At 42.8% G+C, this 26,217-nt stretch carries 21 protein-coding genes; 14 read left to right on the forward strand and 7 right to left on the reverse strand.

What is annotated here, in order from left to right:
- The first annotated feature begins 83 nt into the window (after positions 1 to 83).
- The 3 genes from J7I42_RS05685 to J7I42_RS05695 all read left to right on the forward strand — a co-directional run bounded on the left by J7I42_RS05685 (position 84) and on the right by J7I42_RS05695 (position 2,201).
- The gene (locus tag J7I42_RS05685) at positions 84 to 713 is read left to right on the forward strand and encodes a hypothetical protein (protein WP_209137804.1); all 630 of its coding nucleotides are present in this window, start codon (positions 84 to 86) and stop codon (positions 711 to 713) included.
- 245 nt (positions 714 to 958) lie between these two features.
- A complete protein-coding gene (locus J7I42_RS05690) occupies positions 959 to 1,528 on the forward strand; it encodes a peroxiredoxin (protein ID WP_209137805.1) in 570 nt (189 codons plus the stop codon).
- 73 nt (positions 1,529 to 1,601) lie between these two features.
- Positions 1,602 to 2,201, forward strand: a complete 600-nt coding sequence (locus J7I42_RS05695) for a carboxymuconolactone decarboxylase family protein (protein WP_209137806.1) — start codon at positions 1,602 to 1,604, stop codon at positions 2,199 to 2,201.
- 76 nt (positions 2,202 to 2,277) lie between these two features.
- On the opposite strand, the gene J7I42_RS05700 is transcribed toward J7I42_RS05695, so the two are convergent.
- Complete coding sequence (locus J7I42_RS05700) at positions 2,278 to 3,189, reverse strand: ROK family protein (RefSeq protein WP_209137807.1); 912 nt, start codon at positions 3,187 to 3,189, stop codon at positions 2,278 to 2,280.
- Between the two features lie 24 nt (positions 3,190 to 3,213).
- Positions 3,214 to 3,939 (reverse strand): 3-deoxy-manno-octulosonate cytidylyltransferase, encoded by a 726-nt coding sequence (gene kdsB / locus J7I42_RS05705; protein WP_209137808.1) that lies wholly within the window; start codon positions 3,937 to 3,939, stop codon positions 3,214 to 3,216.
- Between the two features lie 130 nt (positions 3,940 to 4,069).
- Here kdsB and J7I42_RS05710 point away from each other — a divergent pair, with 130 nt between their 5' ends.
- The 3 genes from J7I42_RS05710 (at position 4,070) to J7I42_RS05720 (ending at position 7,590) form a co-directional block, all read left to right on the forward strand.
- Positions 4,070 to 5,518, forward strand: coding sequence for a circularly permuted type 2 ATP-grasp protein (locus J7I42_RS05710; protein ID WP_209137809.1), 1,449 nt, complete (start codon positions 4,070 to 4,072; stop codon positions 5,516 to 5,518).
- A gap of 138 nt (positions 5,519 to 5,656) precedes the next feature.
- Entirely contained in the window at positions 5,657 to 6,592 is a 936-nt protein-coding gene (locus J7I42_RS05715) for an alpha-E domain-containing protein (protein WP_209137810.1), read from the forward strand.
- A gap of 32 nt (positions 6,593 to 6,624) precedes the next feature.
- A complete protein-coding gene (locus tag J7I42_RS05720; RefSeq protein WP_209137811.1) occupies positions 6,625 to 7,590 on the forward strand; it encodes a transglutaminase family protein in 966 nt (321 codons plus the stop codon).
- Positions 7,591 to 7,610: 20 nt separating this feature from the next.
- On the opposite strand, the gene J7I42_RS05725 is transcribed toward J7I42_RS05720, so the two are convergent.
- Both J7I42_RS05725 and dnaN read right to left on the reverse strand, forming a co-directional pair.
- A complete protein-coding gene (locus tag J7I42_RS05725; RefSeq protein ID WP_209137812.1) occupies positions 7,611 to 8,429 on the reverse strand; it encodes a sterol desaturase family protein in 819 nt (272 codons plus the stop codon).
- Positions 8,430 to 8,516: 87 nt separating this feature from the next.
- A complete protein-coding gene (dnaN, locus tag J7I42_RS05730; RefSeq protein ID WP_209137813.1) occupies positions 8,517 to 9,632 on the reverse strand; it encodes a DNA polymerase III subunit beta in 1,116 nt (371 codons plus the stop codon).
- Positions 9,633 to 10,088: 456 nt separating this feature from the next.
- Between dnaN and J7I42_RS05735 the strand changes: the two genes are divergently transcribed.
- From J7I42_RS05735 to J7I42_RS05760, 6 genes are all read left to right on the forward strand, one after another.
- Positions 10,089 to 11,420: a type III secretion system chaperone family protein gene (locus J7I42_RS05735; RefSeq protein WP_209137814.1), complete on the forward strand. Its 1,332-nt coding sequence runs from the start codon at positions 10,089 to 10,091 to the stop codon at positions 11,418 to 11,420.
- A 64-nt stretch (positions 11,421 to 11,484) separates the two neighbouring features.
- Positions 11,485 to 12,582 carry a trypsin-like peptidase domain-containing protein gene (locus tag J7I42_RS05740; protein ID WP_209137815.1) on the forward strand — a complete coding sequence of 366 codons (1,098 nt, stop codon included), beginning with the start codon at positions 11,485 to 11,487 and terminating at the stop codon, positions 12,580 to 12,582.
- A 2-nt stretch (positions 12,583 to 12,584) separates the two neighbouring features.
- The gene (locus J7I42_RS05745; RefSeq protein WP_209137816.1) at positions 12,585 to 13,070 is read left to right on the forward strand and encodes a regulatory protein RecX; all 486 of its coding nucleotides are present in this window, start codon (positions 12,585 to 12,587) and stop codon (positions 13,068 to 13,070) included.
- A gap of 1,128 nt (positions 13,071 to 14,198) precedes the next feature.
- On the forward strand, positions 14,199 to 14,777 hold the full coding sequence (locus J7I42_RS05750; protein ID WP_209137817.1) for a methyltransferase family protein: 579 nt from the start codon (positions 14,199 to 14,201) through the stop codon (positions 14,775 to 14,777).
- A gap of 278 nt (positions 14,778 to 15,055) precedes the next feature.
- Entirely contained in the window at positions 15,056 to 16,111 is a 1,056-nt protein-coding gene (locus J7I42_RS05755; RefSeq protein ID WP_209137818.1) for a sensor histidine kinase, read from the forward strand.
- Between the two features lie 118 nt (positions 16,112 to 16,229).
- Positions 16,230 to 17,009, forward strand: coding sequence for a LytR/AlgR family response regulator transcription factor (locus J7I42_RS05760; protein WP_209137819.1), 780 nt, complete (start codon positions 16,230 to 16,232; stop codon positions 17,007 to 17,009).
- A gap of 270 nt (positions 17,010 to 17,279) precedes the next feature.
- On the opposite strand, the gene J7I42_RS35520 is transcribed toward J7I42_RS05760, so the two are convergent.
- From J7I42_RS35520 to J7I42_RS05775, 3 genes are all read right to left on the reverse strand, one after another.
- Positions 17,280 to 20,342, reverse strand: a complete 3,063-nt coding sequence (locus tag J7I42_RS35520) for a ligand-binding sensor domain-containing protein (protein WP_209137820.1) — start codon at positions 20,340 to 20,342, stop codon at positions 17,280 to 17,282.
- A gap of 344 nt (positions 20,343 to 20,686) precedes the next feature.
- The gene (locus J7I42_RS05770) at positions 20,687 to 21,967 is read right to left on the reverse strand and encodes an OmpA family protein (RefSeq protein WP_209137821.1); all 1,281 of its coding nucleotides are present in this window, start codon (positions 21,965 to 21,967) and stop codon (positions 20,687 to 20,689) included.
- 112 nt (positions 21,968 to 22,079) lie between these two features.
- Positions 22,080 to 24,305, reverse strand: coding sequence for an FUSC family protein (locus tag J7I42_RS05775; RefSeq protein WP_209137822.1), 2,226 nt, complete (start codon positions 24,303 to 24,305; stop codon positions 22,080 to 22,082).
- A 620-nt stretch (positions 24,306 to 24,925) separates the two neighbouring features.
- Between J7I42_RS05775 and J7I42_RS05780 the strand changes: the two genes are divergently transcribed.
- On the forward strand, positions 24,926 to 25,243 hold the full coding sequence (locus J7I42_RS05780; RefSeq protein WP_209137823.1) for a hypothetical protein: 318 nt from the start codon (positions 24,926 to 24,928) through the stop codon (positions 25,241 to 25,243).
- A 135-nt stretch (positions 25,244 to 25,378) separates the two neighbouring features.
- On the forward strand, positions 25,379 to 26,176 hold the full coding sequence (locus J7I42_RS05785; RefSeq protein WP_209137824.1) for a copper resistance protein NlpE N-terminal domain-containing protein: 798 nt from the start codon (positions 25,379 to 25,381) through the stop codon (positions 26,174 to 26,176).
- The last annotated feature ends 41 nt before the right edge of the window (positions 26,177 to 26,217 follow it).

The following is a 26,217-nucleotide window of genomic DNA, read 5'->3' on the forward strand; positions in this document are numbered from 1 at the left end:
TGGAATACAGAATGGACCAGGGTAACTAAATCTACTTATTTTAGCCGATACGATGTGCTTTTCGGATCTCAAATACAATAATTATGAGTGTTATCAGCAAACTGGCGTCCTCATTAAACAGAAGAGATGAAGCCCCTAATAAGGAACTGGCAGCCGAAATTGCGGGTAAGAACGATAAAAAGGCGATTGCCGAACTGATTGACAATCTCAGCAACAAGAATAAAGACATTCAAAGCGATTGCATAAAAGTTTTATACGAGATTGGCACCGACAAGCCTGCCCTGATTTCCATACATATAAACAGTTTTATAGAACTGCTGAGTAGTAAAAACAACCGGCTGCAGTGGGGCGCCATGACTGCATTGAATGCTATTACTACAGAACAACCCGAAGCAGTATATAAGGCCCTCCCAACCATAATTATGGTGGCCGATAAAGGTTCTGTAATCACCAATGACCACTGTGTGGGAATTTTAATAAAACTGGCGGGGATTAAAAAGTTTACAGAAGATGCATTTGATCTGTTGATTGAACGGTTGAAAATAAGTTCTACCAATCAGTTACCGATGTATGCAGAAAGTGCCCTTCCGGTAATCAATAACAAAAACAAAGTCCTTTTTATAAAGACATTAACGGCGCGGCTTCCGGAGATAGAAAAAGAAACCAAACGCGTACGTATAGAAAAAGTAATAAAAAAGCTCCAAAGTAAGTAAACACTTTTCTCATAGATAAAATCTATCCTTTTATAGAATAATCCTATAAAAATCTATATCGATTTTTAGCATCTTTGCGTGCATCTAACAAAGCCATCCGCAAGCTGGCGGACTTCGATTGTTTTCCTGCCATATATGAACATTAAGCGCTTTATGCGTAACACTAGTGCCTATCACCCTTGTGATCGTAGCGTAGTGTAAGCTGTTTTTTGCGTGACATAATTTGTAAAAAATCAAACCCAAATATGAGTTATAGAGTTTTGTCTATTGGAAGTCAGTTCCCGGCGTTTAAGAAGAAAGCAGTTGTATCTATCGAGAAAGGAAAGGAATTTATGGAAATCACGAATGATTACGCTGCTGCCAAAGGCAAATGGACAGTGATGTTTTGGTGGCCAAAAGATTTCACCTTTGTATGTCCAACAGAAATTGCAGAATTCAATAAAAAGCACAGTGATTTCACTGATAGAGATGCCGTATTGATCGGTGCTTCAACAGATTCAGAGTTTGTACATGCGGCCTGGAGAAGAGATCACAGCGATTTGCGCGATCTGAAATTCCCTATGCTGGCCGACACTTCCAAGTCACTGGCAGAGGAACTGGGCATTCTGGACCAGGAGGAAAAAGTGGCTCTCCGGGCTACTTTCATCATCGACCCTCAGGGTATTGTTCGCTGGGTAAGTGTATACGACCTGAATGTTGGCCGTAATGTACAGGAAGTTGTTCGCGTACTGGATGCCTTGCAAACAGACGAACTGTGTCCTTGCAACTGGCAAAAGGGTCAGGAAACTCTGACTGAGCAACTGAACATGAATTAATTTTCACTCTTTGGAATAACTATTCAGGGCCGGCAAAGCCGGTCCTGTTTTTTTAAAAGCTAAATGAAACAACATGAGCCAGGGAACTTTGATACAAAATGAGACATTCAACAATATGTTGAATGATCTGCAAATACCTGACTATACACCTTCTACTACCGCTCAACAGTTAATACAGGTAGAATCGAGATATATAAAAGATCTTAAGATCAATGTGGGCAATGTGCTGAACAATACGCAATACCTGAATAAAAAGGAAGCGTTGTTACTAGCCTATGCGGTAGCGGTGAATGAAAAGTTCGATCTGTTGAAAGATACTTTCTATAAGCAATTGCAGGAAGCAGGTGCTACCGATGCCGAACTGGCTGAAATAGTTTCGTGCACTTCCCTGATGAACGCGAACAATATCTTTTACCGGTTCCGTCATTATGTGAAAAAAGATTTTTATACCAACACGCCCGCCGGTATAAAAATGAGTATTATGATGAACCCCGTATTAGGTAAAGAATTTTTTGAACTGGTGAGTCTGGTTATTTCATCGATCAATGGTTGTGAAATGTGCATTACCTCGCACGAGCAATCCATTTTACAACATGGGGGCAGCGAAAGCCGCATCCTGGAAGGAGTAAAACTGGGAGCGATAATTAAGTCGTTAATAACGGTATTAGCATAATCGTGAAACGGTAAACGTGAAACGTGAAAGGTGAACCTCCGCCAATAGGCTAGACTCACCTTTCGCATTTTTCGTTCTAAGCAACTAATGCTGCGGCGCCAAATACGCCGGCACTGTCGCCCAGACTGGGTTTTAGTATTTGTACATCAACCCGGTTATTAAAAATGAATTTGTGCAGTGATTCCATACCGGCTGTATAAATGCTGTCGATATTGCCTACGCCACCACCTACCACAATCACATCGGGATCGAGGAGATTAGTAATTACGGAAACGGCTTTTCCAAAGAAATGATTCAGCCGATCGATAGTTTTAATGGCTGCGGGATCGTTACCCTGCAGGGCATGGGCCAGAATGTCTTTTAAAGAAAGCATGGAGCCGGTAATACTTTTATAATACCGTTGCAAACCGGGTCCCGATAAAACGGTTTCCACACAACCAGTTTGTCCACAATAGCAGGAGCCACCTGATTCATCGAGGAAATTATGGCCCCATTCGCCGGCAATGCCGTGTTTGCCATTCCACACATGACCATTTATCACAATACCACCGCCAACACCGGTACCCATAATTATCCCGAATACTACCTGCGCATTGGGTGCTTTTTCTTTTACCACACCCCAATGGGTTTCAGCTAATGCAAAACAGTTGGCATCGTTGGCCAGTACACAGGGAATACCCAGTTTTTCTTCCAGGTCTTTTTTCAACGGCTGGCCATTCAGGGCCGTGCTATTGCAATTTTTCATGGTTTGCAATATGGGGTCAAGCACGCCGGGGGTACCCAGCCCAATGCGGGTGGGTTGCATGCCCGATTGCTTTTTCATCTGTTGCACCAGGTTATCTATCTGGCCAATGATGTGTTCGTAGCCTTTATAGCCTTCCGTGTCTATACGCGTTCTTAGAATAGGTTGAGGATTATCTAATGAAGGCACAATGACACCTTCTATTTTGGTTCCTCCCAGATCGATACCCCAGAGTGGTTGCGTCATGGTAATGGTTGTTTTAAGCGATCGTTATAAAAGCCGGGCTGCTCTTTCCAGGTCTTCCGGAGTGTCAATTTCAACACCCATGTATTCCGTTACTACCATTTTTAATGGTACGCCGTTCTCGAGATAACGGAGACATTCAATTTTTTCAGCTGCTTCCAATGGGGTCATAGGCCAGGTGGTAAAGCTCATGAGGGCGTCTTTGCGAAAGGCATATACACCAATATGTTCATAATAGGTGATCTTCGCCTCGTTATTGCGGGGATAGGGAATAATGCTTCTGCTAAAGAAGAGCGAGTTCATATTTTTATCAACCGCTACTTTCACATAATTAGGGTCAGTGATAAATTGTGGCTCTTTCAACACCTGCATCAGGGAGGCTACCTGCACTTTTTCACCGGCCTGACCTTCAAAAACCTGCAATAATTTCTGTAACGGTTCTTTTTTCACAAAGGGTTCATCACCCTGTACATTTACTACAATATCGGTTTCTATATCGGCCACCGCCTCGGCAATGCGGTCGCTGCCACTTTCATGTTGTTGACGGCTCATACAGGCTTTGCCGCCATTAGATACGATCTCATTATAAATAATATCACTATCTGTTACCACCCATACTTCGTCAAATAAACCTGTGGCTACGGTATTATCATAGGTATGTCGAATAACAGTTTTGGTTCCCAGTAGCTGCATCAATTTGGCAGGAAACCGGGTTGCCGCATAGCGGGCCGGGATCATTGCAATTTTTTTCATCGGGATAAAGATAAGAAATGCCGCCTTGAATGTGGGATAAACGCTGTCATTTCATTATATTTGGATAGATCCCGTTTTTCCCCTTCAGCGATTTGCCTGCCAACATTTAAGAATACCAAAACTAATCTGTATGCAAGCTACCGAATTGCTAAGGAATTACTATGTGGATACCAATACATGGGATGAAATGTACAGGGATTCTTCCGTGCGAGAGCAATATCAGCGGGTGGTGGCTTTTATGCAGCAACTCGATCTGGAAGAGCTGAATAAAAAAGAAGAACTCGCCAAGCGACTGTTCATGAGCCAGGGGATTACATTCACCGTTTACAGCAGCGGTGAGGGTATAGAAAAGATCTTTCCATTTGATATTATTCCCCGCATTATTACCGCTACAGAATGGGACCATATTGAAAAGGGCATCAAACAACGACTCAGCGCCCTAAACCTTTTTTTAAAAGACGTATATCACAATCAGTTTATATTAAAAGATGGGGTAGTGCCTATTGAAATGATATACAGTTGTCCGCATTATTTGCGGGAAATGTATAACCTGCCGGTCCCCTACGATTTGTATGTGCATATTGCCGGCATCGATCTCATTCGCAATAACGACGGGTCGTTTTACATTCTGGAAGATAACCTGAGAACGCCAAGCGGCGTAAGTTATATGCTGGAAAACAGGGAGATCACCAAGCGCATTTTCCCCGATCTGCTGCCACAGAACAACGTACGAAGTGTAATAGAATATCCTAATATTTTACATAAGAATCTGGTTTCCCTTTCACCCCGTCAAATTGCCAATCCTACCATTGTATTACTAACGCCAGGTATTTATAATTCTGCCTATTTTGAACATACTACTTTGGCGCGGTTAATGGGAGTTGAACTGGTAGAAGGCCGCGACCTGGTTGTGGATAACCACCGGGTGTATATGAAAACCACGTTCGGGCTGCAACAAGTTGATGTTATTTACCGCCGGGTCGATGATGAATTTCTTGACCCGCTGACTTTTAATCCCAACAGTGTACTTGGCGTTTCAGGAATAATGAATGCCTACCGTAAGGGGAATGTAGCTATCGTAAATGCGGTAGGAAACGGGGTGGCCGATGACAAGGCTATTTATTGTTACGTGCCTGATATGATCCGTTATTACCTTAACGAAGAACCAATATTAAAAAATGTACCCACCTATAGGTTAGATAACCCCGAACACCGGGAATATGTTTTCAACAACATTACCAATATGGTGGTAAAGAAAACCAATGAAAGTGGCGGCTATGGAATGTTAATGGGCAATAATACCAGTGATGAGGAAATACGGGAATACTGTGCAGCTATAAAAAAAGATCCGCGCCAGTTTATTGCTCAGCCTATTATCAGTTTGTCATCGGCACCCTGCTATATGCAGGGAAAATTACAACCACGCCGGGTTGATTTACGACCATATGCATTATGCGGGCCTGATGGTATCGAAATAGTTCCGGGCGGTTTAACCCGGGTGGCTTTGCGTGAAGGCTCGCTGGTTGTGAATTCATCTCAAGGTGGAGGAAGTAAAGATACATGGGTGCTGTCTGCGTGAATGGTGAATTGCCCTGTGCAGAGGTGCCTCATCGCGCTGGAAAACAGATAAATGGAACGCTGAACCCTTCAACTTGTAACTAAAATAATAAATCCGGATTCCGCGCTATAAAAGTGGGCTGGATGTAAACCAAGATCGATGCTAAGTAGAGTAGCCGATAGTTTATACTGGATGAGCCGCTATATTGAACGTAGCGATGGTATTTTGCGAATGCTAAAGGTCAATTATATGTATTCGCAGGATAGCGTCAATGAATTTTCCTGGAAACCGGTGTTGCGCCTGTTCACGTATTTGGAGGAACCGGAAACCAAACAGCTGGAAACAAACCCACGCGCCATTTTGAAATTCATTGTAACCGACAAGAGCAACCCAAACGCTATTGTAAATATTGTGACCCGTGCCCGTGAAAATGCACGCAGTGTGCAAGACCACATTACCAAAGAACTATGGCAATGTTTGAATGATTATTATCATACCACCAAAGAAGACTGGTTACCCAAGTGGTTACAGAAAGACGATCCCATTACTATTCTAGACGTATTAATAAAACAGGGATTATTGTACTATGGTACGGCCGATATTACCATGTCGCGCGGCGAGGGTTATTCATTTATGAATATTGGTAAGTTTCTGGAACGTGCTATTCTATCGGTTGATCTGTTGAACGTGCGGTTCATAGATAACAAGTATGATATCGATACGGTGGCCGATGCACCATACTGGAAGTATTTATTATTATCCATAGCAGGGTTCGAATTATACCTGAAAACCTATCGCTCCGGTTTTGATGCCCGTAATGTGGTTGAACAGGTTGTGTTGAACAATCATTTTCCCCGATCAATTATTTATTCAATTACCCGGTTACAACGATATTTCGATCGCCTAAAGCAGGAAGGTCAGGTGAATAACTACCAACAACTCGATTTTATGATTGGAAAACTGTTGAGCAAGGTGCGGTATTCAACAGCAGAAACCATCATTAGTCAAAACCTTCACCAGTATTTAATTGACATTAAAAATGATCTGTACGCCATTGCCAATGCAATGAACCAATGCTGTTTTGCATATTCTTAAATCAAGTACAGATTTTGTATTTTTAACCAACCATGCCACAATTCAAAATTCATCATGTTACAAGGTATACGTACGAGGTTCCGGTTCGCGATAGTGCCAACCAGATCATTTTATTCCCAGTAAAAGATGAGTTTCAGACAGTACTTAAACAGGACCTTACTATTACCGGCGAGCCGGCCGTGGATATATATAAAGATTATTATGGTAACGAAGTGGGCTCCTTTATGTTTGCCGATGCACATACCGAACTGAAGATTGACTCAAAAATTGAAGTAGTTACCCAACCGCGGCCATTGCCTACCGATTCAGTCCCAAAAGAAGAACAATGGAATAGTTTACAGGCTATCAGGTCCCAAGTACCGTTTATAGATTTTTTGAAACAGGAATCCTGTGATGTGGTGGATGAAATAAAACGGGATACTCAGGTGGGGCAATACTTAAAGGTTACGCCGCTGACAGCTGCCCAAAAACTGAATGAGTATGTTTACCAGGAATTTCAATATATAAAAGGGGTTACCAGCGTAGAAACTACCCCAGATGAAATATGGAAGCTGAAAGCCGGTGTTTGTCAGGATTTTGCCCATATTTTATTGGTTATGCTACGCATGACAGGCATTCCAGCCCGCTATGTAAGCGGATATATATGTCCGAACCACAACGGTATGCGGGGTGAAGGCGCCACACATGCCTGGGTAGAGGCCTATATCCCCAATTATGGGTGGCTGGGTTTAGATCCCACTAATAATTGTTTTGTAAAAGACCTTCATGTTCGCCTGGCAGTAGGCCGCAGCTTCAGCGATTGTTCACCCGTAAAGGGAACATACAAAGGCACCTCCAACCACAGCCTGGAAGTGGGCGTATCGGTAAGTTATGAAGATGGCCATGTGCAGGACGATCATGCTACGGTATTAACGGCACAGCCGAATACAAACGGGCTACAAAAGAGCGATGAAAACTCTTACAGACGATACCTGGAGATGATACAGCAACAGCAATAAGAGAACAACAAACCTCAAACTCAATAATCAGTTTTGATATTTTTATTAAACGGAAGCTTCAATTGATAAGAAAGACTCTCATCTGTTTGTCCATCCAGTACATCCAGTCCGTATTGTAATTGTTTGGGATCGGTATAGGCAAAAGTGCCAAAAAGCCGGTCCCACAAAGAAAAGATGTTGGCGTAGTTGGTATCGGTGAAGGGGCGTTTATAATGATGATGTACTTTGTGCATATTGGGAGAAACGAAGACCCAGCTAATGGGTTTATCGAGCCAAAGGGGAACGCGGATGTTGGCATGATTGAAGTGGGTAAAAATAGCCGACACACTCCGATACAGGAAATACATACCAATGGAAAGCCCCATTACATATACTCCTATAATGGTGAAACATTCCCTGAAGATCCATTCACCGGGGTGGTGCCGGGTACCGGTAGTAACATCAACTTTGGTATCGCTGTGATGGATCATATGGAACTTCCACATGAACTTTACTTTGTGCATCAGATAATGCGGGGCATACTGTGCAAAGAAATCCATAAATAGTAAACCGATAATGATATTGGCCCATAGCGGCAGGTTCAGTACATATAGTAAGCCAAAATGATTATCCGTGACCCATTTACAGGCGAGGATAGTAATTGACCCTAACAGGATATTCAGGATAACAGTAGTGGTCAGGAAAATCAAGTTTATACCGGCGTGTTTATACCGTTTCCAGGAGAATGTAAAAAGCGGATAATAGCCTTCTATCAGCCAGAAAAAGACCATTCCTCCCAATAAAATGGCCATCCGTTGCCAGGAGGCAATATTCTCCCAAAAGTTCATAAAAGCATCCATGGAGCAAATCGTTTGTAGCAGTAATTTACAATAAAAAAACCTCCCGGTATAGCGGGAGGTTTATATAGCAAGATATTTAAATAGCGATTATGTGTTCAACATCAATGGCATTACCAGCATCATCAGTTCTTCATTTTCATCCTGGTCGCCGGGGCGAATGATACCAGCCTTGGTTGATGTTGATAACTCCACCGTTACATCTTCGGTATCGGTAGCGCCCAGCATTTCAATCAGGAATTTGGCGTTGAAAGCAATTTGCAGGTCTTCCCCATTGTACTGACATTTCATGCGCTCATTACCTTCGAACGAGAAATCGATATCCTGTGCTGTTAATTGCAACTGGCTGCCGCTAATGCTTAAAACAACCTGGTTAGTGCTTTTATTACTGAAGATACCAACGCGACGTAAAGCGCCCTGGAAATCGGTGCGGTTTACCGTCAATTTATAAGGGTTATCTGAAGGGATCACCACTTTATAATCGGGGAAACGGGCGTCAATGAGGCGGCAGCTTAACTGCGTAGTACCATGCGTTACAAACAGGTGGTTGCTGTTATAGCTGACAGTGAGCTCATCTTCATTCAACGGCATAGCTGATTTTAACAGCGTAAGCGGTTTTTTAGGAACGATGAGGGAATCAGTTTTAGGACAGCTAACATCTGTGCGTTTGTAGCGAACCAGGCGGTGTGCGTCGGTAGCAACGAATTGCAATCCTTTTGTATCCATTTCAAAGAAAACCCCTGTCATGGCCGGACGCAGATCATCGTTACTAACAGCGAACAATGTTTTGTTAATGGCAGTGACCAGGGCCGCTGAGGTAACCGTAAAAGAGTTGGTTTCATCGGCAACGGGGTCCTTGGGAAAGTTATCGGGGTTTTCACCCATCACTTTATACTTACCATTATCGCTGGTTATTTCAACCGCGTAATTTTTGTCGATATTAAATGTAAGCGGTTGCTCAGGAATGTTCTTTAAAGAATCCATCAGGATCTTAGCCGGGATACATACGCGACCTGTATCTTTCGCTTCTACCTCAAGCTGTATTTTCATTACCGTTTCAAGATCGGTTGCCACCACCGATAGTTGATTCTTTTGTACGTCAAACAAAAAATCTTCCAGGATCGGCAATACCGTATTGGCATTTATCACCCCGCTAATCTGTTGTAATTGTTTCAATAAAGCCGAAGATGAAACGATAAACTTCATATAACTGATTAAGATTTGAGCAAATATAGGGTTCTGACTGAACAATTTACCCGCTTTTTTTAAAACACGAAATCCACAAATATGCTAACTTGCCAGCCAGCGGTATTGAAAAACCGGCACCTGAAATGTGTCCTGGCTGCCGATTTCAATACATTCCAAACCGTAGCGACGATCGGAAGGCCGTTACCCCGTTTTACTGCAAAACGGGCCATTCAAGAGGTAAACGGCCGGCCTGGTTAAGGGGGCTTTCCCACATTAAATCATAAGGCGGGTTTTCGTTAACGGGCAGCATTCGCTGAACGTAAATTTTGGTGTTATGCATTGAGCGTTAAGCTGTAAGCGGTATTGGGTATTTTTCAAAACCGTTGATTAAAAATAGCATAAACAGCAATTTTATTAGTCATATCCTGTTTATATAGGATCCCGATCTTGCATTTAAAAACAATATAACCTTATATGTTTGACAAATTTTTCGGACGTGGTAAAAAGAACCCGGATCAGGCGCTTCAGGCGGTTCAACCCGACATCCCTTTTGGCCGCTATTCCGATAATAATAAAACAGTTGAAAAAGTGCGCCGTTGGACCGATGCCGACAATCTTTTCAAACAACAATCCTATTTCGACAGCATTGCAGCATTTTTTGATTACCTGGCTGATGATAAAGCCGGTAATGTTATCCTGAACCAAAACAACGAAAGCGGCACCTTTCAGCTATACCAGGGTTCAAAGATCGTGCGGGGCGAATTTGACAAAGAAAGCCTGAAGGCCGAAATTACCCTGGCTAAAATGCCACAGGCCAGCGTGCCCGTTATGCGCCGCCTGCTTGAAATGAATTTCAACCTCTATTACAGCCGTTATGCCCTGGATAATGATCGCCTGTGCATGCGGTTCGATAGTGATATAAGGGCCGCCAATCCCAACAAATTGTACTACGGGTTAAAAGAACTGGCCATAAAAGCCGATAAACTTGACGACCTGCTGGTACAGGAATTTGCCGCCCTGCAAACCGTAGATACGGAACATATCATTGGTATTCCCGAAGCAGAAAAAGCCGTGAAATACAATTTCATGCTTACCTGGATCGGGGAAACGCTTGACTATGCAGCTTCCCTGGACTCTGATAAATTTGCGGGTGGAATTGCCTATTTGCTGCTGGCGCTGGCCTTCCGCATCGATTTCCTGATCTGCCCCGATGGTAAACTGCTGAACGAGCTGGAAAAGGTTGTGGAGATCTATTACCGTAAAGACGAAAAGAACACGGTAGAACGCAACCAGGGTATGATAGAAGGCTACAGAAAACTGCTGGGTAAAACAAAAGAAGAAGTATACCCCTACCTGTTCCGCTCAAAACATACATTCGCTATTGTGATGCCGCAACATCACCAAACCGTGGCGGACGCCATTAATGCAGCGGCGCAAAATGTAATATGGTACCGCGATAACAGCTACCCGCTTATTGCCAATAACGTAATGGAATACGCACTTACGTTCAGCCAGTATTCTTACAGTTTACCCAAACCGCTCAGTGATCTGGTACTGTTGTATATGCAGATAAATTATCGTCCGTATTTTGAGGCGCTGGGATTTACGGTCCCATTTTATGACGCGCAATCAGGTCAGTTTGACCAGGAGCTCATTATTGCACGGATCAACCAGATAACAGCTGCCTGGCAACCGAAGTATCCCAAATTGCTGTTTAAGGTGGAAAGCCTGCAGTTCCAAAATCTGGTAGCCTTCAACAGCAGCTTTTGTACAGAGATCACTACCTTAAATTTCGACGCAAACTAATTTTTTAAACAAACGGGTGTCTGCCGCTACGGTGAACACCTGGTCGGTGCAAAATATTCAATCAATGGTTCAGGATATAATAGGTCAGTTTCAATCCGCCATCATACAAATAGCCACCCAAACCGGAACCGGTACGGGCTTTTATGTAAAAGAATTTGATTTAATTGTAACCAATGATCATGTGGTCCATGACAATGCAGAGGTTACAATTGCCGGTAAAACTTTTGAAAAAACATTATCCCGCGTTTGGTATACCGATCGCAAACACGATCTGGCGTTTCTGCAGGGCCCCGCCAATATTGAGATCCCTGAAATTCGCCTGGGCCAGTACGATGTACTGAAAGATGGCGATGAGGTATTGGCCATTGGTCACCCCTTCGGGTTTAATTATTCTGCCACCCAGGGCGTTATTTCAAAAGTTGACCGCGTTCGCGATGGTTTAAAATTCATTCAGATCGATGCGGCCATCAATCCTGGCAACAGCGGCGGCCCCCTGGTGAATACCAATGGAGAAGTGATTGGCGTGAATTCGTTCAAGATACAGGGTGGCGATAATATGGGTTTTGCCTTACCGGTAAATTACCTGCGCCAGGCCCTCCAGTTATATGCGCCGCATAAAGGCGTTACAAGTACCCGTTGCCATAGTTGCGATTACCTGGTGCTGCCTGAAAACATAGATTCAGAAAAATATTGTCCTGCCTGCGGCACCGAAGTAAAACTGCCTAAAATGCCCGAACAGGAAGCAGTTCCTACCGGTGTTGCCAAAATAATAGAAGATATTTTAAAAGAACTGGGTAAAGACATCAAGCTCTCCCGCGATGGGGTGAACCGTTGGGAAGTACGGGAAGGAAGCGCTAAAATAAAGATCACTTACAATGCCGAAAACTACTTTGTGGTTGGCGATGCGTACCTGTGCCAGATGCCACAAGATGCCCTGAAAATAAAACCGCTGTATCAATTCTTACTACAGGAAAACTACCGCACCAACAGCCTGGTATTAAGTTGCCAGAACCAGAACATTGTTTTATCGTGTATCATGTATGATCTGGATATCACCCAAGACGGCGGTGTAAAAACTTTCGACAACCTGTTTAAAAAGGCTGACTATTACGACGACCTGTTGAAGAATGAATTTGGTTGTTTGGATAGAATTGAGGAGTAACCATGTTTCAAAGAAAACAGCAGCTCAGTAAAGAACAGGCGTTACAAAAGCTACGGCATTATTGTGCTTACCAGGAACGCTGTCATGCGGAGGTAAAAGAAAAACTCTATTCTTTTGGCTTACGCAAACAAATGGTGGAAGAATCAATTGCTCAGTTGATCGAAGAAGATTACCTGAATGAGGAACGTTTTGCCATTCAGTTTGCCGGCGGTAAATTCCGCATGAAACAATGGGGAAGGGTAAAAATAAAACACGCCCTGAAACAGAAACAGGTAAGCACCTATTGCATTAACAGGGCCATGAAGGAGCTGGATGCCGAGGACTATGAGAAAACATTACACAAGCTGGCAGAACAAAAATGGGGCACTATAAAAGGCGAGGGCGTGAATGGTTTTGTGAAAATGTCAAAAACAACCGATTATCTGCTCCAAAAGGGCTTTGAGCCGGAATTGATAAGGGGGGCGATTGAAAGGTTGAAGGAAAGTTGACCAATTGACGAGGGGGAATACAGGAAGTAGGATGTAAGAGGTAAGATGTAGGAAGTTGACCGGCTGACCTGTTGATGAGGTGACACGCGAGAAATATAGGAAGTAGGGAAGAATTCAAAGATGCAAGATAATTATTGATCTCACCAGTCGGGAGCCCATTCCTGAGCGTAGCGAAGGTGCCGATGCATCGAACGCAGAGGAGGAAAAGAGGTATCAACGAGGAGGCATAGCGCGGTACCATATTGCTATAAGGTCGCTATAAGGGGGCAGTAAAAGAGCGTTTTTGAAGAGTTTTTTTGAAACACCTCTTGCGGATATGCACATGAGCCGTAGTCATCTAACATACTAAATTTTTCAATGATGGCCAAAACGGACTGCACTACCAACACCCCCAGGATTTTAACTTGATCCCGACTGTTCTATAGTAGTAGCGTGAGCAAAAAAAACCTCCCGACAAGACATCGGGAGGATAATTAATTAATTTAAAGGGATCCTTGGTAAACAATTGGTCTTTCAGGATTGGATGGACTTCACAGGACTGGACAAAGCGGTTTTTTCACATATTGGACTTAGATAGGATACGATCAGGTTTTTTCTGGAAATTGGATACTGTTAACGGTTAACGACACAAAGATGCTACGCCCACAAGCTATTTCAAACTATTTGACTAATTAATTGGCCCGCCTTTGTATTAAACTTATTTTGGTTTAGTGGCAAACTCTTAGAACACTTACTTTACTAACAGTGATCCCTGCGCATAAGCGCTAAAAAAGAGGGCCTTTAACCGTGAGTTCATCTTAAAATGTGATTAATATCTGCAAACAAAGGTTATCAAATTACACATTGTAATATCTTGTTTCATCTACACAAATTGCCATTTTGTCTATTTCCGGGATAGGCAAGGCCTTTATATTAGGGTATGTAGCCGTTATTGAGGAAATTGATATTCCCCACAAAGGGCGATTTGCATTAATGTCTGTTTTGAAGCGTTTTTTTCTGGTATAATTATTTCTGACAAAATAGCAATTCCCGGCTATGATTGCCGTCCAACTATAAATCATTAAGAAACCAAGAAATCAGACCCCCTACTTTGGTCCGAACTATTATTTATTACCCGTTATTATTGGATTGATCATTACTGTTAGCGGTCAATTGATAAGGGGTGCTACTATTGGCCTGGCTTATATTATTCGAGGCGGTAAAGAAGGAAAAGTGTATGCCGAAGAACTGGTGACCAGTGGCATTTTTAATCACTGCCGTAACCCATTGTATGTGGGTAATATTTTAATGTTGTGCGGAGTTGGGGTATTATCGAATTCCCTGTTGTACGTAGCAATATTTATCCCATTCTTTCTTTTTGTATACCAGGCCATCGTGCTGGCCGAAGAGAATTTTTTACGCAACAAATTCGGTGATAAATACAATGGCTATACGGCCACTGTAAACCGGTGGGTGCCCAGCCTGAAGGGTATATCCGCAACTTTCCATAGCATGCGGTTCAAATGGAAGCGCTGGGTACTGAAAGAATACAATACCCAATACATCTGGCTCAGTGGTATTACCCTTATTTTGCTCTTCAAATATGCTGAACTTACTCAGTACGATACCAGTTTGCGTAACCTATTGCTGGCAATTATTTTACCGTTCCTGGGATTTGTCTATTTGTTTGTTCGATACCTGAAAAAATCGGGCAAAATGAAGGAGTAGAAAAGATTGAGTGACTTTGAGTTTTCGTGATTTAGAGAGTTATCAACATTGGCCAAATATCAGCTACCAGCTCAGGAGTTATTAAGTTCCCACGGGGATTTTATAGCTCCTGAACTTTTTTCTGCCTTGATCCCTTGTTGCCTTTTCTTCAGTAATTTGTACCGCCAATCCACAGCTGGCCCGGTCATTGGAACAATTCATCGGTAAAACCGGCAATTGATCCAAACAACAAAAAACCAGGTATAAAACAGTTGTAATTTAATTGTAAACTGATGGGAATGGAGGCATATGCCGACGATATAAAACCATTGTCGTACTCTAGGAAGGAATGGGTGATAGCAGTGGTCTTAATGCCACCCTTTGCCGTTTTACTGAACTTTGTATTATTTGGTACCCTGTATTTTTCCTCACTCCGGAATTTTCTGGTACCAACAGGAATAACGCTGGCTGTTATAACCCTGGTTTATGTGTGCTGTGGCATGGTGGCTACCATGTTACGCAACCGCTTTCCCAAATACAGTCAATCGTTTAAGCGCATAGCCATTGGCCTGGGCATTTACATCACCATCATGATTGCAGCCCTAAGCATCATTTTCTGGGGCTACGATTATATTGGCTTCATGGGCTACCAGATAAACCTGAATAAATACATCTGGACGATAATCGTGGGCGCTTTTTGTAATATCATGGCTACCAGCCTGAATGAAGGGGCTGCTTTTTTTGAACGTTGGCGCGAAGTGGTTGATGAGGCAGAACAGTTAAAAAAAGAAAACCTGCAAAGCCAGCTCGAGGGATTGAAAGGACAGGTAAATCCCCACTTCCTGTTCAATAGTCTCAATTCGCTTTCTTCCCTCATCAGTGATGAGCCTGAAAAGGCCGAGAAATTCCTTGATGAAATGAGCAAGGTTTACCGTTACCTGTTGCGTACCAACGAAGACGGCTTAGCTACCCTGCAAGCGGAAATGGATTTTATTTATTCGTATTTCCATTTGCTCAAAACCCGATATGGCGATGGTCTTAATATGAAAATCACTATAGAGGAGCGCTATCTCACCTGGCAGTTGCCATCACTTACCTTGCAAATGCTGGTTGAAAATGCGGTTAAGCATAACATGATATTGAAAGACAAGCCGTTACAGATCATGATCCTGACCACCAACAGCGGCCGGCTAATAGTAAGTAATAACCTGCAGCGCAAAGACAGAATGGTCACTTCCAACAAAGTGGGGTTGAGCAACATTGTTAAAAAGTACCGGTTAATGAAGCAGGAAGAGATCACCGTTCGCGACGATGGGAAGGAATTTGCCGTGATCATTCCGCTTATTCACCCCTGATCTGGCATTCCAGCCCTTAAAAACACAATTCATCCGCGGTTTCGGCAATTCATGCCCGGCTCGCCGGTAATGCAGTTGGCTATTTGTAATTTGCAGGTATACCACAAAATCCACGGACATGAAAGTACTTATTATTGAAGACGAAGAACTGGCAGTTAGAAAACTGCAAAAAACATTAGCTAGCGTTGATGCAACCGCAGAGGTTGTGGGTGTAGCCGATAGTATCAGGAGTTCAGTTAGCTGGTTACAACAAAACCCTTCGCCCGACCTCATTCTGATGGATATTGAACTGGCCGATGGACAAAGCTTCGAGATCTTCGATAAAGTAGAAGTGAAAAGCACTGTTATTTTCACTACCTCATACGACGAATATGCCTTAAAAGCATTTAAGGTGAACAGTGTGGATTACCTGTTAAAACCCATTCAAAAAGAAGACCTGCATGCTGCGCTGGAAAAACTGAAAGGGTTGAAATCACTCTATGGAAACAGCACCAGCACTCCCTCGCTCAATGTAGACAGCCTGGTAAAAGAGCTGCAACAAAAACTACAACCTAAAGAATACCGCAAACGCTTTTTGGTTAAACATGCCCAGAAATTAGTAAGCGTTGATATAGAAGAGATCGCTTATTTCTACAGCGATGGCCGGTTGAACTTTTTCAAAACAACCGACAACCGCAAGTTTGTAGTTGATTACACGATGGATGATCTGGAAGAAATGCTGGATCCCATTCAATTCTTTCGTATCAGCCGCGCGTTTTATGTAGCGGTAAACTGCATTGATCAAATTCATGATTATTTTGGCAACCGCTTATTACTTAACCTAAAACCCGCCGTTGATAAAGAGGCCATTGTAAGCCGTGAAAAGGTCACCGATTTTAAGAAATGGATGGGGAAGTAGGTGGCAAGTTGACCAGTTAACTATAAGGCACTCCGACACGTCAGAGCGCCATGTAAGGGGAGGCAATGGCCGGCGTCGGCGGTGCAAGATAGTTATCAATCTCAATCGTCTGACCTTATGCCTGAGCGCAGCGAAGGCGCTACTGCAGCGAACGCGGTGAGATGCGCTGGTTTATTTCACGTTACACGTTTGACGTTTCACGACTACATGAGGCCCGAACTTCTAGAACCTATTGCCGACTGCCGATTACCGACTGCCGATTCACGAAAATTATCTACTCATAACCAGTTTCACTGCGGTGCCGGTATTGATCTCTGACTTCAATGTGAGTTTAGCATTAATGGTGGCAGCGCGGCGGCGCATTTCGCTAAGACCTCTTGACAATTCCACCAATTCAACATCGAACCCTTTGCCATCATCCTGTATACATAAAATAAGGGATGGGCTTTTGTAGCGCAGGTTTACCTCAATAAATTTGGCTTGTGAATGACGGGCGGCATTGTTTACCGCTTCTTTAAAGATGCTCAGCATTTCATAGCGGGTTTCCATACGTAAGCGAACCTCTTTTGCCTGCTCATCAACCTGGAAAATAATGGATGGCGTATACATGCTCTCCATTTCAGCCGCGTAATCTCTCATTCTGTCTAACGTATGTTGCAGCGTATCGTTTTCCGGGTTAATGCTCCACACCATATCATACATGGCCTGTACCATCCGGTTGCTGCTGTCGCTGATCTGAATTATATACTCCTTGGTGCGTTCAGTATCGGTATCAATTTTGGTCTTAGCCAGCTCGCTGGTGATATTGATGCTGCTTAGGGAATTACCCATGTCTTCGGTAAGACTGGTTGCAATACGATTACGCACACTTTCCGTAGCCTTTATTTTTTGCATCCTTAATTTATCAAACCACAAGAAAATTCCAAGGCAAACAAAAAGGATGACCCCAACAAACCACCAGGTTTGCCAGTAGATCGGTTTTACTTTTATGATAAGAGTGGTAGTATTTCTTCCTGGTTTTCCTTCGCTGTCTTCTGTTACTGCAGTAAAGGTATAGGTGCCTGGAGGCAGGAAAGGATATACAGCCTGGTTAGAGATATCGGCCCGTATCCAGTCTTTATCAATTTTATCAAGTTTATATTTTATTATGGAAGTGGAATTATACATGAGCGATGACAGCTCAATAGTAATGTTATTTTGATAGGGCTCCAGTTCTATTAATTTCAAATTTCGCAATGAATCAACTAACAGCGAATTGTTTTGCACTTTGAAGCCGGAAATGGTAACATCGGGCAATGAATCAACCAGGTCAATATGCTTGGGATCGAATACAATGAACTGATTGCTGCTGCCAAATAATAGCCGTCCATCAGACAGGCAGGCAGAAGCCCCCACCATAAAGTGATCATTGATAATCCCATCTATTCTATCGAATACAATGGCAATATTTTTTTTGTAAAGGCTGATCCGTAACAGACCGGTACTTTGGGTGACCCATATATACCCGTTCCTGTCTTTTTGAATAGCAGCCACATCATTGGGTCTGGTATTACCCAGGCGAATGGGTTGAATGGTTTGCTTTATGGGATTGTAAATATTAATACCTCCGCAGCCAATGAAAATGGTGGAATCGTCATAATTACATATAGCGGTGGCATTTATACCAGGAAGCTGTTGATTAGCCGGCCCTTCCGTTGAAAAATGATGCAGCACCTGATTGTTGTTTACATCAAGTATATATACGCCGTTGGTATTGGTGGCCACCATCAGGTTACCGCTTTTATCAATACCAAGCGCATTGATAGTGTTTGCCTCTACGGCGGTTATTTTTTCAACGTGCTGTGTAAAATCATCTCCATGCCCTGTTCTGGTATATTTATACAACCCGCGTGCATAGGTGCCGAGCCATAAATTACCATTCCTGTCTTCTGCAAGCTGGCAAATGGTAGAACCTTCCACAGCGGGTACTTCAAAATATTTGGCAGCCCTTGTTTTGCGATCGTATTTATATAGACCACCTGGTTGGGTACCCATCCAGATAGTTCGGCCGTCATTCCCTTGCAACATGTGCCACACAACCGCCGAATTATTTTCACTGATACCTTTTATGCCCACCGGTATGTTGTTAAAAGAAGAATCATACCGGTAAATACCATTGCCCCAGGCGCCCATTAAAACGGTGCCATTATCTTCAATAAAGCTGAGTGCAGACCCTTCACCAGGTGCATTTTTTACCCGGTTAAAATGATGCACATTTAGGAAATATTCTTTCGATGGGTTGAACCGGAATAGACCATTGTTATTTGTTGCCACCCACAGGTTTTCTTCCCGGTCTTCGCGCAGGTCGCAAACTTTTTCAAAGGCAATGCTTTGATCGTTGGTATACCCGTTGTGTACCAGCTGGAATTTATTCTCTTTCTCATGGTAACGGGCGAATATATTCAGCCCTTTTATCCAAACCGTACCATTCTTTTGTTCCATCATGGCATTCGGCTCGTTGTACTCTTTTACCAGTGGGAAAAAGCTATACTGTTTTAAGATGGTTGTCCTGGTTTGCAGGTTAAAACAAAAGAAGTAAGGTCCGCCAATGGTAGGAGGCCAAGTTAAAAACCATAACCGATGTTTTGAATCCAGCAACATAGGTGCAACAAACGGAATGCGTCCATATTGCGTTATCAACAACTCGTTTTCCACATTGTGACCTGCATAACTCTGTTTGTGCGTTTGTGGGTTGTACACCACCATGCCAGAATCGGTGCCAATATAATATTTACCTGTTGTCACATCTTCACAAAAAGAAATGATCGCCCATTTGGGAGGAAGCGGCATCAGGTTCGCTGCGGAAACAAACTGGTTGTCTTTTTCATTATAAACCAACAACTCACTCTTGAAGCAAAGTAAATAGATCTTACCATGGCTGTCGGTAAAGATCTTTTTATCGGCTAACAGGGAGCTTTTTTTAACGGGCTGAATAGCTACGGGCGTATACCGGAAGTATTTGGTATCGAAAACCCCTACCTGCCCGGAGCCTGTGAGTAACCAGAGTTTATTCTTTTTACAACGGAAAAGCTGGTGGATGCTGTTTTCCGGAATGCTGGTGGAATCGTTCTTTCGATAATAAAAGCTAATGAATCGGGTGCCATCGAAACGCTGCAGGCCGGTGGAGGTCCCTAACCACATATAACCAGCCTCATCCTGAACAACGGCCCTTACATCGTATCCTGCCAGTCCTTTATCGGTACCGTAATGGGCAAAGGCATATTGCCTTTCATCCTGCGACAGGCAAACCAGGGAGTAAATACAAGCGAGAACAAATAAGAATGATCGTTGCACAATTGGTAATGAATCATCAAATATAAACTTTTGACAAAGTAAAATGTGGATTTAGCCTGATGAATTGTTGATAAGATGGTTGAACCGGAGAAAAACCGGAATGGATTGTAAGAGCGCTTAACCAGTTTCGACATTTCAAACAAAATCAATAGCAACTCATACAGGCTTTACTACCTACGGGCCATTCTTTATATCAAATTTACAGGGTCATAATTATTTATGGCGTCTTCGCATGAACCGACTAACAACAAATCGGCTAGTCAACTGGTGGTTATATAAGATAGTTATCAGTCACATGTGAGAAAAGGGGAACCCCGACGTTACAGTCGGGGTTTATTGTTTACTTATTTTATCACCTTCATGTCAATTCTTCTGTTGGCTGCTTTCCCTTCTTTTAATTTATTATCTGCCACCGGTTCTGCTTCGCCTTTTCCTTCAGTTTCAAGTCTGGAACCATCAATTCCATATTCATTTACCAGGGCTGTTTTTACTGCTTCTGCGCGTTTTTGCGATAAAAGCAGATTGTCTTTATCGTTGCCATCACTATCGGTATGACCGGTTATTTTTATCCGCACTTCTTTATAGTCATTTAAAATGCCTGCTATTTCTTTTATAGTACCATACGATTCCGGTTTAAGCGTAGCGGCATTTACATCAAATAAAATAGAAGTGGTGCTGAATTTTCCTTCATCAATTAGTTTATGCCGGGTGTCGGGCAAACCCTTGGCCATTTTTATATTGCTGAGATATATTCCGTACTGGCTGTCGTTATAATTAGTGTGGTGAATCCTTATCTGCAGCTGATTCATTACATAGTTCAGCGGTACTCCTTTGGGGATATCAAATATTTTTACCTCATTTGCCCACATGCGGTACCGTTCTTTCTGCACCTGAATGGCAATGTGTACGGGACGGCCGTACCATTGTTCCAGCTCAGGAATGCTTTTGGGTTCACCGGTAAAAAAGCCTTTTCCATCCACGTACGATTTCAGCACAACCTTTGAACTTTTAAACTCACCCGGGGTAAACAAAGCAGTTACCGCACCGTATTTGTCGTAGTCCTTTAAAAAGTCATTTGCCGTAGTGGCTTCGGTGCCTGATGAAAAAAGACCAAAAGAAACCTGTGGATACATCCAGCCATTGTTTTTTAATTGCAGAATGATATCGAATTCGATAGTATAGTTTTCACTGAAGGCTGTTTTGTTAGCGGTAAGATAGGTGAAAGGGTGATGAACGCGAAGCCATTTGCCGGGATACTTATCAAGGCTGGTTATTTCGCCGGTGCCATTGGTGTTCCAACCGGTAGGCAGTTCGCCCATGGCTTCCTGCTCGAAGTTTTCGTAATAGAAGATGGTAGATCCGGCAATGAAATCAAATTTCGAGGTGCTTTTTAAAACCGGTTCATCCGCTACGGTTGTATTACTCGAAGACGTTGTGGCAGGAGATGCCGTTTTTGTGGTGGATTTTCCTTCTGCCTTATCCAACCCTTTATCAATGGCAGCATCAACCTTTTGATCAATCCGTTGGTTTACTTTGTTTTTAACTTTATTAACAAGTCCGCCCAGCTGGGCGGAGCCAACAAATGGAAATGTGGCAAACAGTGCAGCCACTGCAAAATTTTTCATGGTAATATGCTTTTATACTAAAGCTACCATGCTATATAAGCACCCAGATGGATAAGATGTGTGAAATGACAAATTGAGTGCGTGAATTGATGGCTGATCCAAAACCGCTAAATCAACCTGCTGCTGCCAGTTGCAGACTCGTTTTCTTTATATCAGTCGTAACATCATGAATGATCCTGAATTCATCGGTTACAGATTTTACTTCCAGCAATAATTTGCGCGTGTCGGTATCTGTTAAACCCTGATGCAGTTCTTTTTGCCGGTTCATCATTAAATTGGTAACCCGTTTATCAATCATTTGCCATTGAGGTGTTCGGGCCGATTCGGCCTGGGTTGGTGCACCCTTAAGAATAGCTGTAGCCGCACAAAGCTCAGTTTCAATATAATTGGTTACCGGAATAAAATCTTTGGTTACGTTAGCCACCGCAAATTGCTGTCCGAAATTAGAGAGCGTGGCGATGTGAGAGGTAAGCAGGTGGTTATATACCACAAACTGATGAATAAGATTGATATTTTTTTGCTGCCATTTAGGGTCCCCTAGCATGCGGGTAAAAGCATCGGATAAGTTGCCCAGGGCAACAAAGGCTTCTTTACGGCTTATGCGGTATTCGATGGGGGTAACCGGTTTACCCATAAAATTGGTGACGGCAGTTTTAAACCAGGCGGTGTTCTTTTCAATAGCCGTAGCAATAAGGCTCGAGATCTGTGCACGTTCCCAAAGCGGAACGATCAGCAGATTAGCAATAAAGGCAATGATAGAGCCTATAGTGGTATCTATAAGTCGGTCTGTAAGTACATTTTTTAAGGGGATATCGTAAAGCAATTGAAAGATCAATAAAACATACGGCGTCATAAAAATAACGGCGAACATATAATTAGTACGCAGCAGGCTGTATGTGCCCAGCATTAATACCAGCATGATCCCGAACAAAACGGTCCTGTCCTTTATAAAATACAGAATACCCAAACCAATGATGGCGCCTGCAATAGTTCCAAACAGTCTTTCGAAATTCCGTTTTTTTGTAAGGCTGTACTGGGGTTTTAATATTACAATAATGGTGAGTAATATCCAGTAACTATGTCCCACATTCAGGAACAGGGAGGCTATATAACCAACCAGCGTGGCCAAACTTACCCGTAACGCATGTCTGAAATAGTTGGATTGCATGCTGAGGTTATCGATCAACACTTTAAAGCTGAAATCCTGCCGGTTCACAAATTTTTCATAGTCGTCGGGGGTGTTAATATTGGCAACATTCTGTTGATAGCTGGTGTATAAATGCAGGGTATGCATGCGGTTGGCAATATCTTCAATATTGCTCAATATATTCCGCATGGTAATATAGTACTCCAGCGTTTCGGGGGTCCTTTTCGTATTCCGTAGTTCGATGTAATAACGTCGGGTTTCTTGAATGGCATTGGCCAGGGCAGTGGTTTCCCGCGACCGGCGACCGCTTTTTACAGCTATGCTAATGTCATCCAGTTCGGCTGCCAGTTGCATGATCAGTTGTCGGTATCGGTTCATAAGCTCGGTACCTTCAAAAGCAGCATGCAGGTCTTTGTAGTCATCGTGGTACGAAGTCATGATCTGCTCAAACAGATCAACCAGGCTTCTGAAAAGCATCAACAGGGTGCGGCCGGTATTGGTTGTTTCTTTTACAATGTCGCGACTTTTATAAAACAGTTCCCGAACCAGTTCCTGTTCTGTGTGAACGATTGCCTGTTGTTCTATCATCTGGCGATAGATCTTATCGAAGTCGGCATGTACATCATAAAACTGAGCGCGAATACGAATATAATTGGCAGTGGCGGCCATACATTCACCTAATGCCTGCTGACCTAACCGGTAGGGGGCAAACTTATGAAGCAATAAACTTAAACCGGTATACCATAGACCGCCCAGTAAAATATACGCGGCCTGTATGAGCACTTCATTTCCCTGGCTTGGGTGCGACATTTGTAAAACCATGATAAGTAAAGCATTAACCCCAATAGCAATGGCACGGGCGCCATACACACCAATCATGGATAAAACAAAACAAAAAACGGTGATGAGAATACCCAGCAACACCGGATAGGCAGCTGAAAGGCTGGTAAAGGAGGCTACTACCACTAAAAACAACAGGCAGATAAGCATACCGTTGCGCCTGTGGTGAATAGGGCCAGGATTATCTGTACCGCTTACACACATGGCGCCCAGCGATACGGCCACCCCTTGTGACAGCATGTCGAAATAACTAAAAATAAGTGCGGGTAAAACCACTCCTGCTGTAATACGTACGCCTGAGCTAAGGTAATAACTGTATAAAAAGCTCTTATACTTCTTTAGATAGTCCATGAGTTATTAAAGTACGTATTTTTAATGTGTATGCACTAAAAAAATGAAAATAACGAACGACTATTTGGCTTATTATAGTATTGGTAAATAATCCCTTATCAAATACCCAATCGATTTTATAGAAAAATGTTGCCTGCTATGGCCAATCTTACTATACCAGTGTTTTTTTTAGACTGTAAAGTTGTAACTTTAAAAAGCTGAATGATCATTGCCATCTAATACAGATGGTGCCTTCCTGAAAATTTTACCAATTCACGTATACCTGCTATAATTTTTAAAGCTTTCCTTCCGTGCTCCCCATGTTTAAAGTTCATTTTAGGCAACGTGTGCCTGTTAATTATTTTACCCACCTTATTCATTCAAATCCACCCTGAATTGTACAACATATGCCACGCTTTTGTATATGTGCGGTTAAAAAAGCCTGCACATATAGGGGTACGGATATTGGCATCATTATTTCAGTTTTTTATACCGATTGCTTAACAATCAGAAAAACGAAAACTGCGTGTCTATTTTACTGTTGCATTACCTGGCCGGCAAGCATTCCTTAAATTAAATACAGATAAGCGATTCTCCCCTCTACCGTCTGAACCTATATAGGGCTGACAACATTAATGGTTATGAAAGAAGGCCTCACTAACTATGAAAATGAAAAACACATTTGGTCATGTTTAAAATTTAGAACTATGGAGCTGGAAGAACCTGTTTTAAAAATCTTACGTAAGAAGTACCAACCATCTTCTTGTATCGAAACGCATTGCAATCACTACGATCTGTCATTTAAAACCGATAGGGAAGGTGATGCCATAGTGTTGGTCCTGGGCCGCAAGGATAACACCGGACAAATTAAAGGCGAACGCTTTACGCGACGGCTTCGCCAAATGGCAGATGGCAGGATCGTTAAAGAATTTTGGGAACACAAAGGCAAAGCAAGCTAAGGATGGGTCCTCTTTACTGAAGGGCAAATTACCAACATCCGTACCCTCTTTTTCTTCACTTAAATTAATAACGGCCCATTCTTTGTACGGTAACCTCTACTTTCCGGTAAAAATCCCTTTGGAAAATAATTAAACATGAAATCCTGTTTTGGCCTGTTTATGCTGGTTATTATAGCCTGCAATGATCCTTCACCCGTACCTGTACCATCCCCATCGGATTCTACTATAATTGATACGCTATTTCCCCTACGTAATCTTGACACAGAGGAGTCAGATACGCCTACTACCTTTATGCCGGGTTATTATACTGGCATTATTCCCTGCACTGATTGCAGCAATATCACCAGAAAAGTTTTATTATTATCCGACCATACCTTTCACCTGAAAGATGAATTTAACGGAAGGGAACTGCCACCGCAGGAAACGGAAGGCCGGTGGTTAACCACTAACGACCAATTGCAATTACTGGTGAACAACACCCTTACCAAACGTTTTGCAGTTTCTAATAAAGGCTTAAAAGAAGTAAGTTTAACAGGCGCGCCTGATGCGCTTTACTCAAATTCCTATCTAAGTCGTAAAATAATAGGCGCCGATAATATTGCCTGGATGGAAAAGAAAGCTGCTGGCATTGATTTTTTTGGCCTGGGTAATGAACCGTTCTGGCTAATTGAAATAGATAAAGATAAACAGATCAGTTTTTTACAGGTAGATAGCAGTCACCCCACTGTATTTCCCTATGTGGCAGCTATACAACAGAACGGCCAGTACATTTATAATACAGACACTACTACATGTGGGATACAAATAATTATCACCCCTCAGTTTTGCAGCGATGGTATGAGCGATAACTGGTATGAATACAAGGTAGAAGCCAGGTATAATGGAATTACTTATATGGGGTGTGGCGTAAAATTGAATGGACTACCTGAGTGATTTCAGGATTTGAAAATAGATCAACAGTCCGAACATACATG

Origin of the sequence: Niastella soli (assembly GCF_017742245.1) — a bacterium.
GTDB lineage: Bacteria > Bacteroidota > Bacteroidia > Chitinophagales > Chitinophagaceae > Niastella > Niastella soli.

What these genes read in the sequence shown, in the direction of transcription:
- J7I42_RS05685 (WP_209137804.1), top strand. Translation starts at nt 84, where the DNA reads ATGAGTGTTATCAGCAAACTGGCGTCCTCATTAAACAGAAGAGATGAA.
- J7I42_RS05690 (WP_209137805.1), top strand. Translation starts at nt 959, where the DNA reads ATGAGTTATAGAGTTTTGTCTATTGGAAGTCAGTTCCCGGCGTTTAAG.
- J7I42_RS05695 (WP_209137806.1), top strand. Translation starts at nt 1,602, where the DNA reads ATGAGCCAGGGAACTTTGATACAAAATGAGACATTCAACAATATGTTG.
- J7I42_RS05700 (WP_209137807.1), bottom strand. Translation starts at nt 3,189, where the DNA reads ATGACGCAACCACTCTGGGGTATCGATCTGGGAGGAACCAAAATAGAA.
- kdsB (WP_209137808.1), bottom strand. Translation starts at nt 3,939, where the DNA reads ATGAAAAAAATTGCAATGATCCCGGCCCGCTATGCGGCAACCCGGTTT.
- J7I42_RS05710 (WP_209137809.1), top strand. Translation starts at nt 4,070, where the DNA reads ATGCAAGCTACCGAATTGCTAAGGAATTACTATGTGGATACCAATACA.
- J7I42_RS05715 (WP_209137810.1), top strand. Translation starts at nt 5,657, where the DNA reads ATGCTAAGTAGAGTAGCCGATAGTTTATACTGGATGAGCCGCTATATT.
- J7I42_RS05720 (WP_209137811.1), top strand. Translation starts at nt 6,625, where the DNA reads ATGCCACAATTCAAAATTCATCATGTTACAAGGTATACGTACGAGGTT.
- J7I42_RS05725 (WP_209137812.1), bottom strand. Translation starts at nt 8,429, where the DNA reads ATGGATGCTTTTATGAACTTTTGGGAGAATATTGCCTCCTGGCAACGG.
- dnaN (WP_209137813.1), bottom strand. Translation starts at nt 9,632, where the DNA reads ATGAAGTTTATCGTTTCATCTTCGGCTTTATTGAAACAATTACAACAG.
- J7I42_RS05735 (WP_209137814.1), top strand. Translation starts at nt 10,089, where the DNA reads ATGTTTGACAAATTTTTCGGACGTGGTAAAAAGAACCCGGATCAGGCG.
- J7I42_RS05740 (WP_209137815.1), top strand. Translation starts at nt 11,485, where the DNA reads ATGGTTCAGGATATAATAGGTCAGTTTCAATCCGCCATCATACAAATA.
- J7I42_RS05745 (WP_209137816.1), top strand. Translation starts at nt 12,585, where the DNA reads ATGTTTCAAAGAAAACAGCAGCTCAGTAAAGAACAGGCGTTACAAAAG.
- J7I42_RS05755 (WP_209137818.1), top strand. Translation starts at nt 15,056, where the DNA reads ATGGAGGCATATGCCGACGATATAAAACCATTGTCGTACTCTAGGAAG.
- J7I42_RS05760 (WP_209137819.1), top strand. Translation starts at nt 16,230, where the DNA reads ATGAAAGTACTTATTATTGAAGACGAAGAACTGGCAGTTAGAAAACTG.
- J7I42_RS05770 (WP_209137821.1), bottom strand. Translation starts at nt 21,967, where the DNA reads ATGAAAAATTTTGCAGTGGCTGCACTGTTTGCCACATTTCCATTTGTT.
- J7I42_RS05775 (WP_209137822.1), bottom strand. Translation starts at nt 24,305, where the DNA reads ATGGACTATCTAAAGAAGTATAAGAGCTTTTTATACAGTTATTACCTT.
- J7I42_RS05780 (WP_209137823.1), top strand. Translation starts at nt 24,926, where the DNA reads ATGAAAGAAGGCCTCACTAACTATGAAAATGAAAAACACATTTGGTCA.
- J7I42_RS05785 (WP_209137824.1), top strand. Translation starts at nt 25,379, where the DNA reads ATGAAATCCTGTTTTGGCCTGTTTATGCTGGTTATTATAGCCTGCAAT.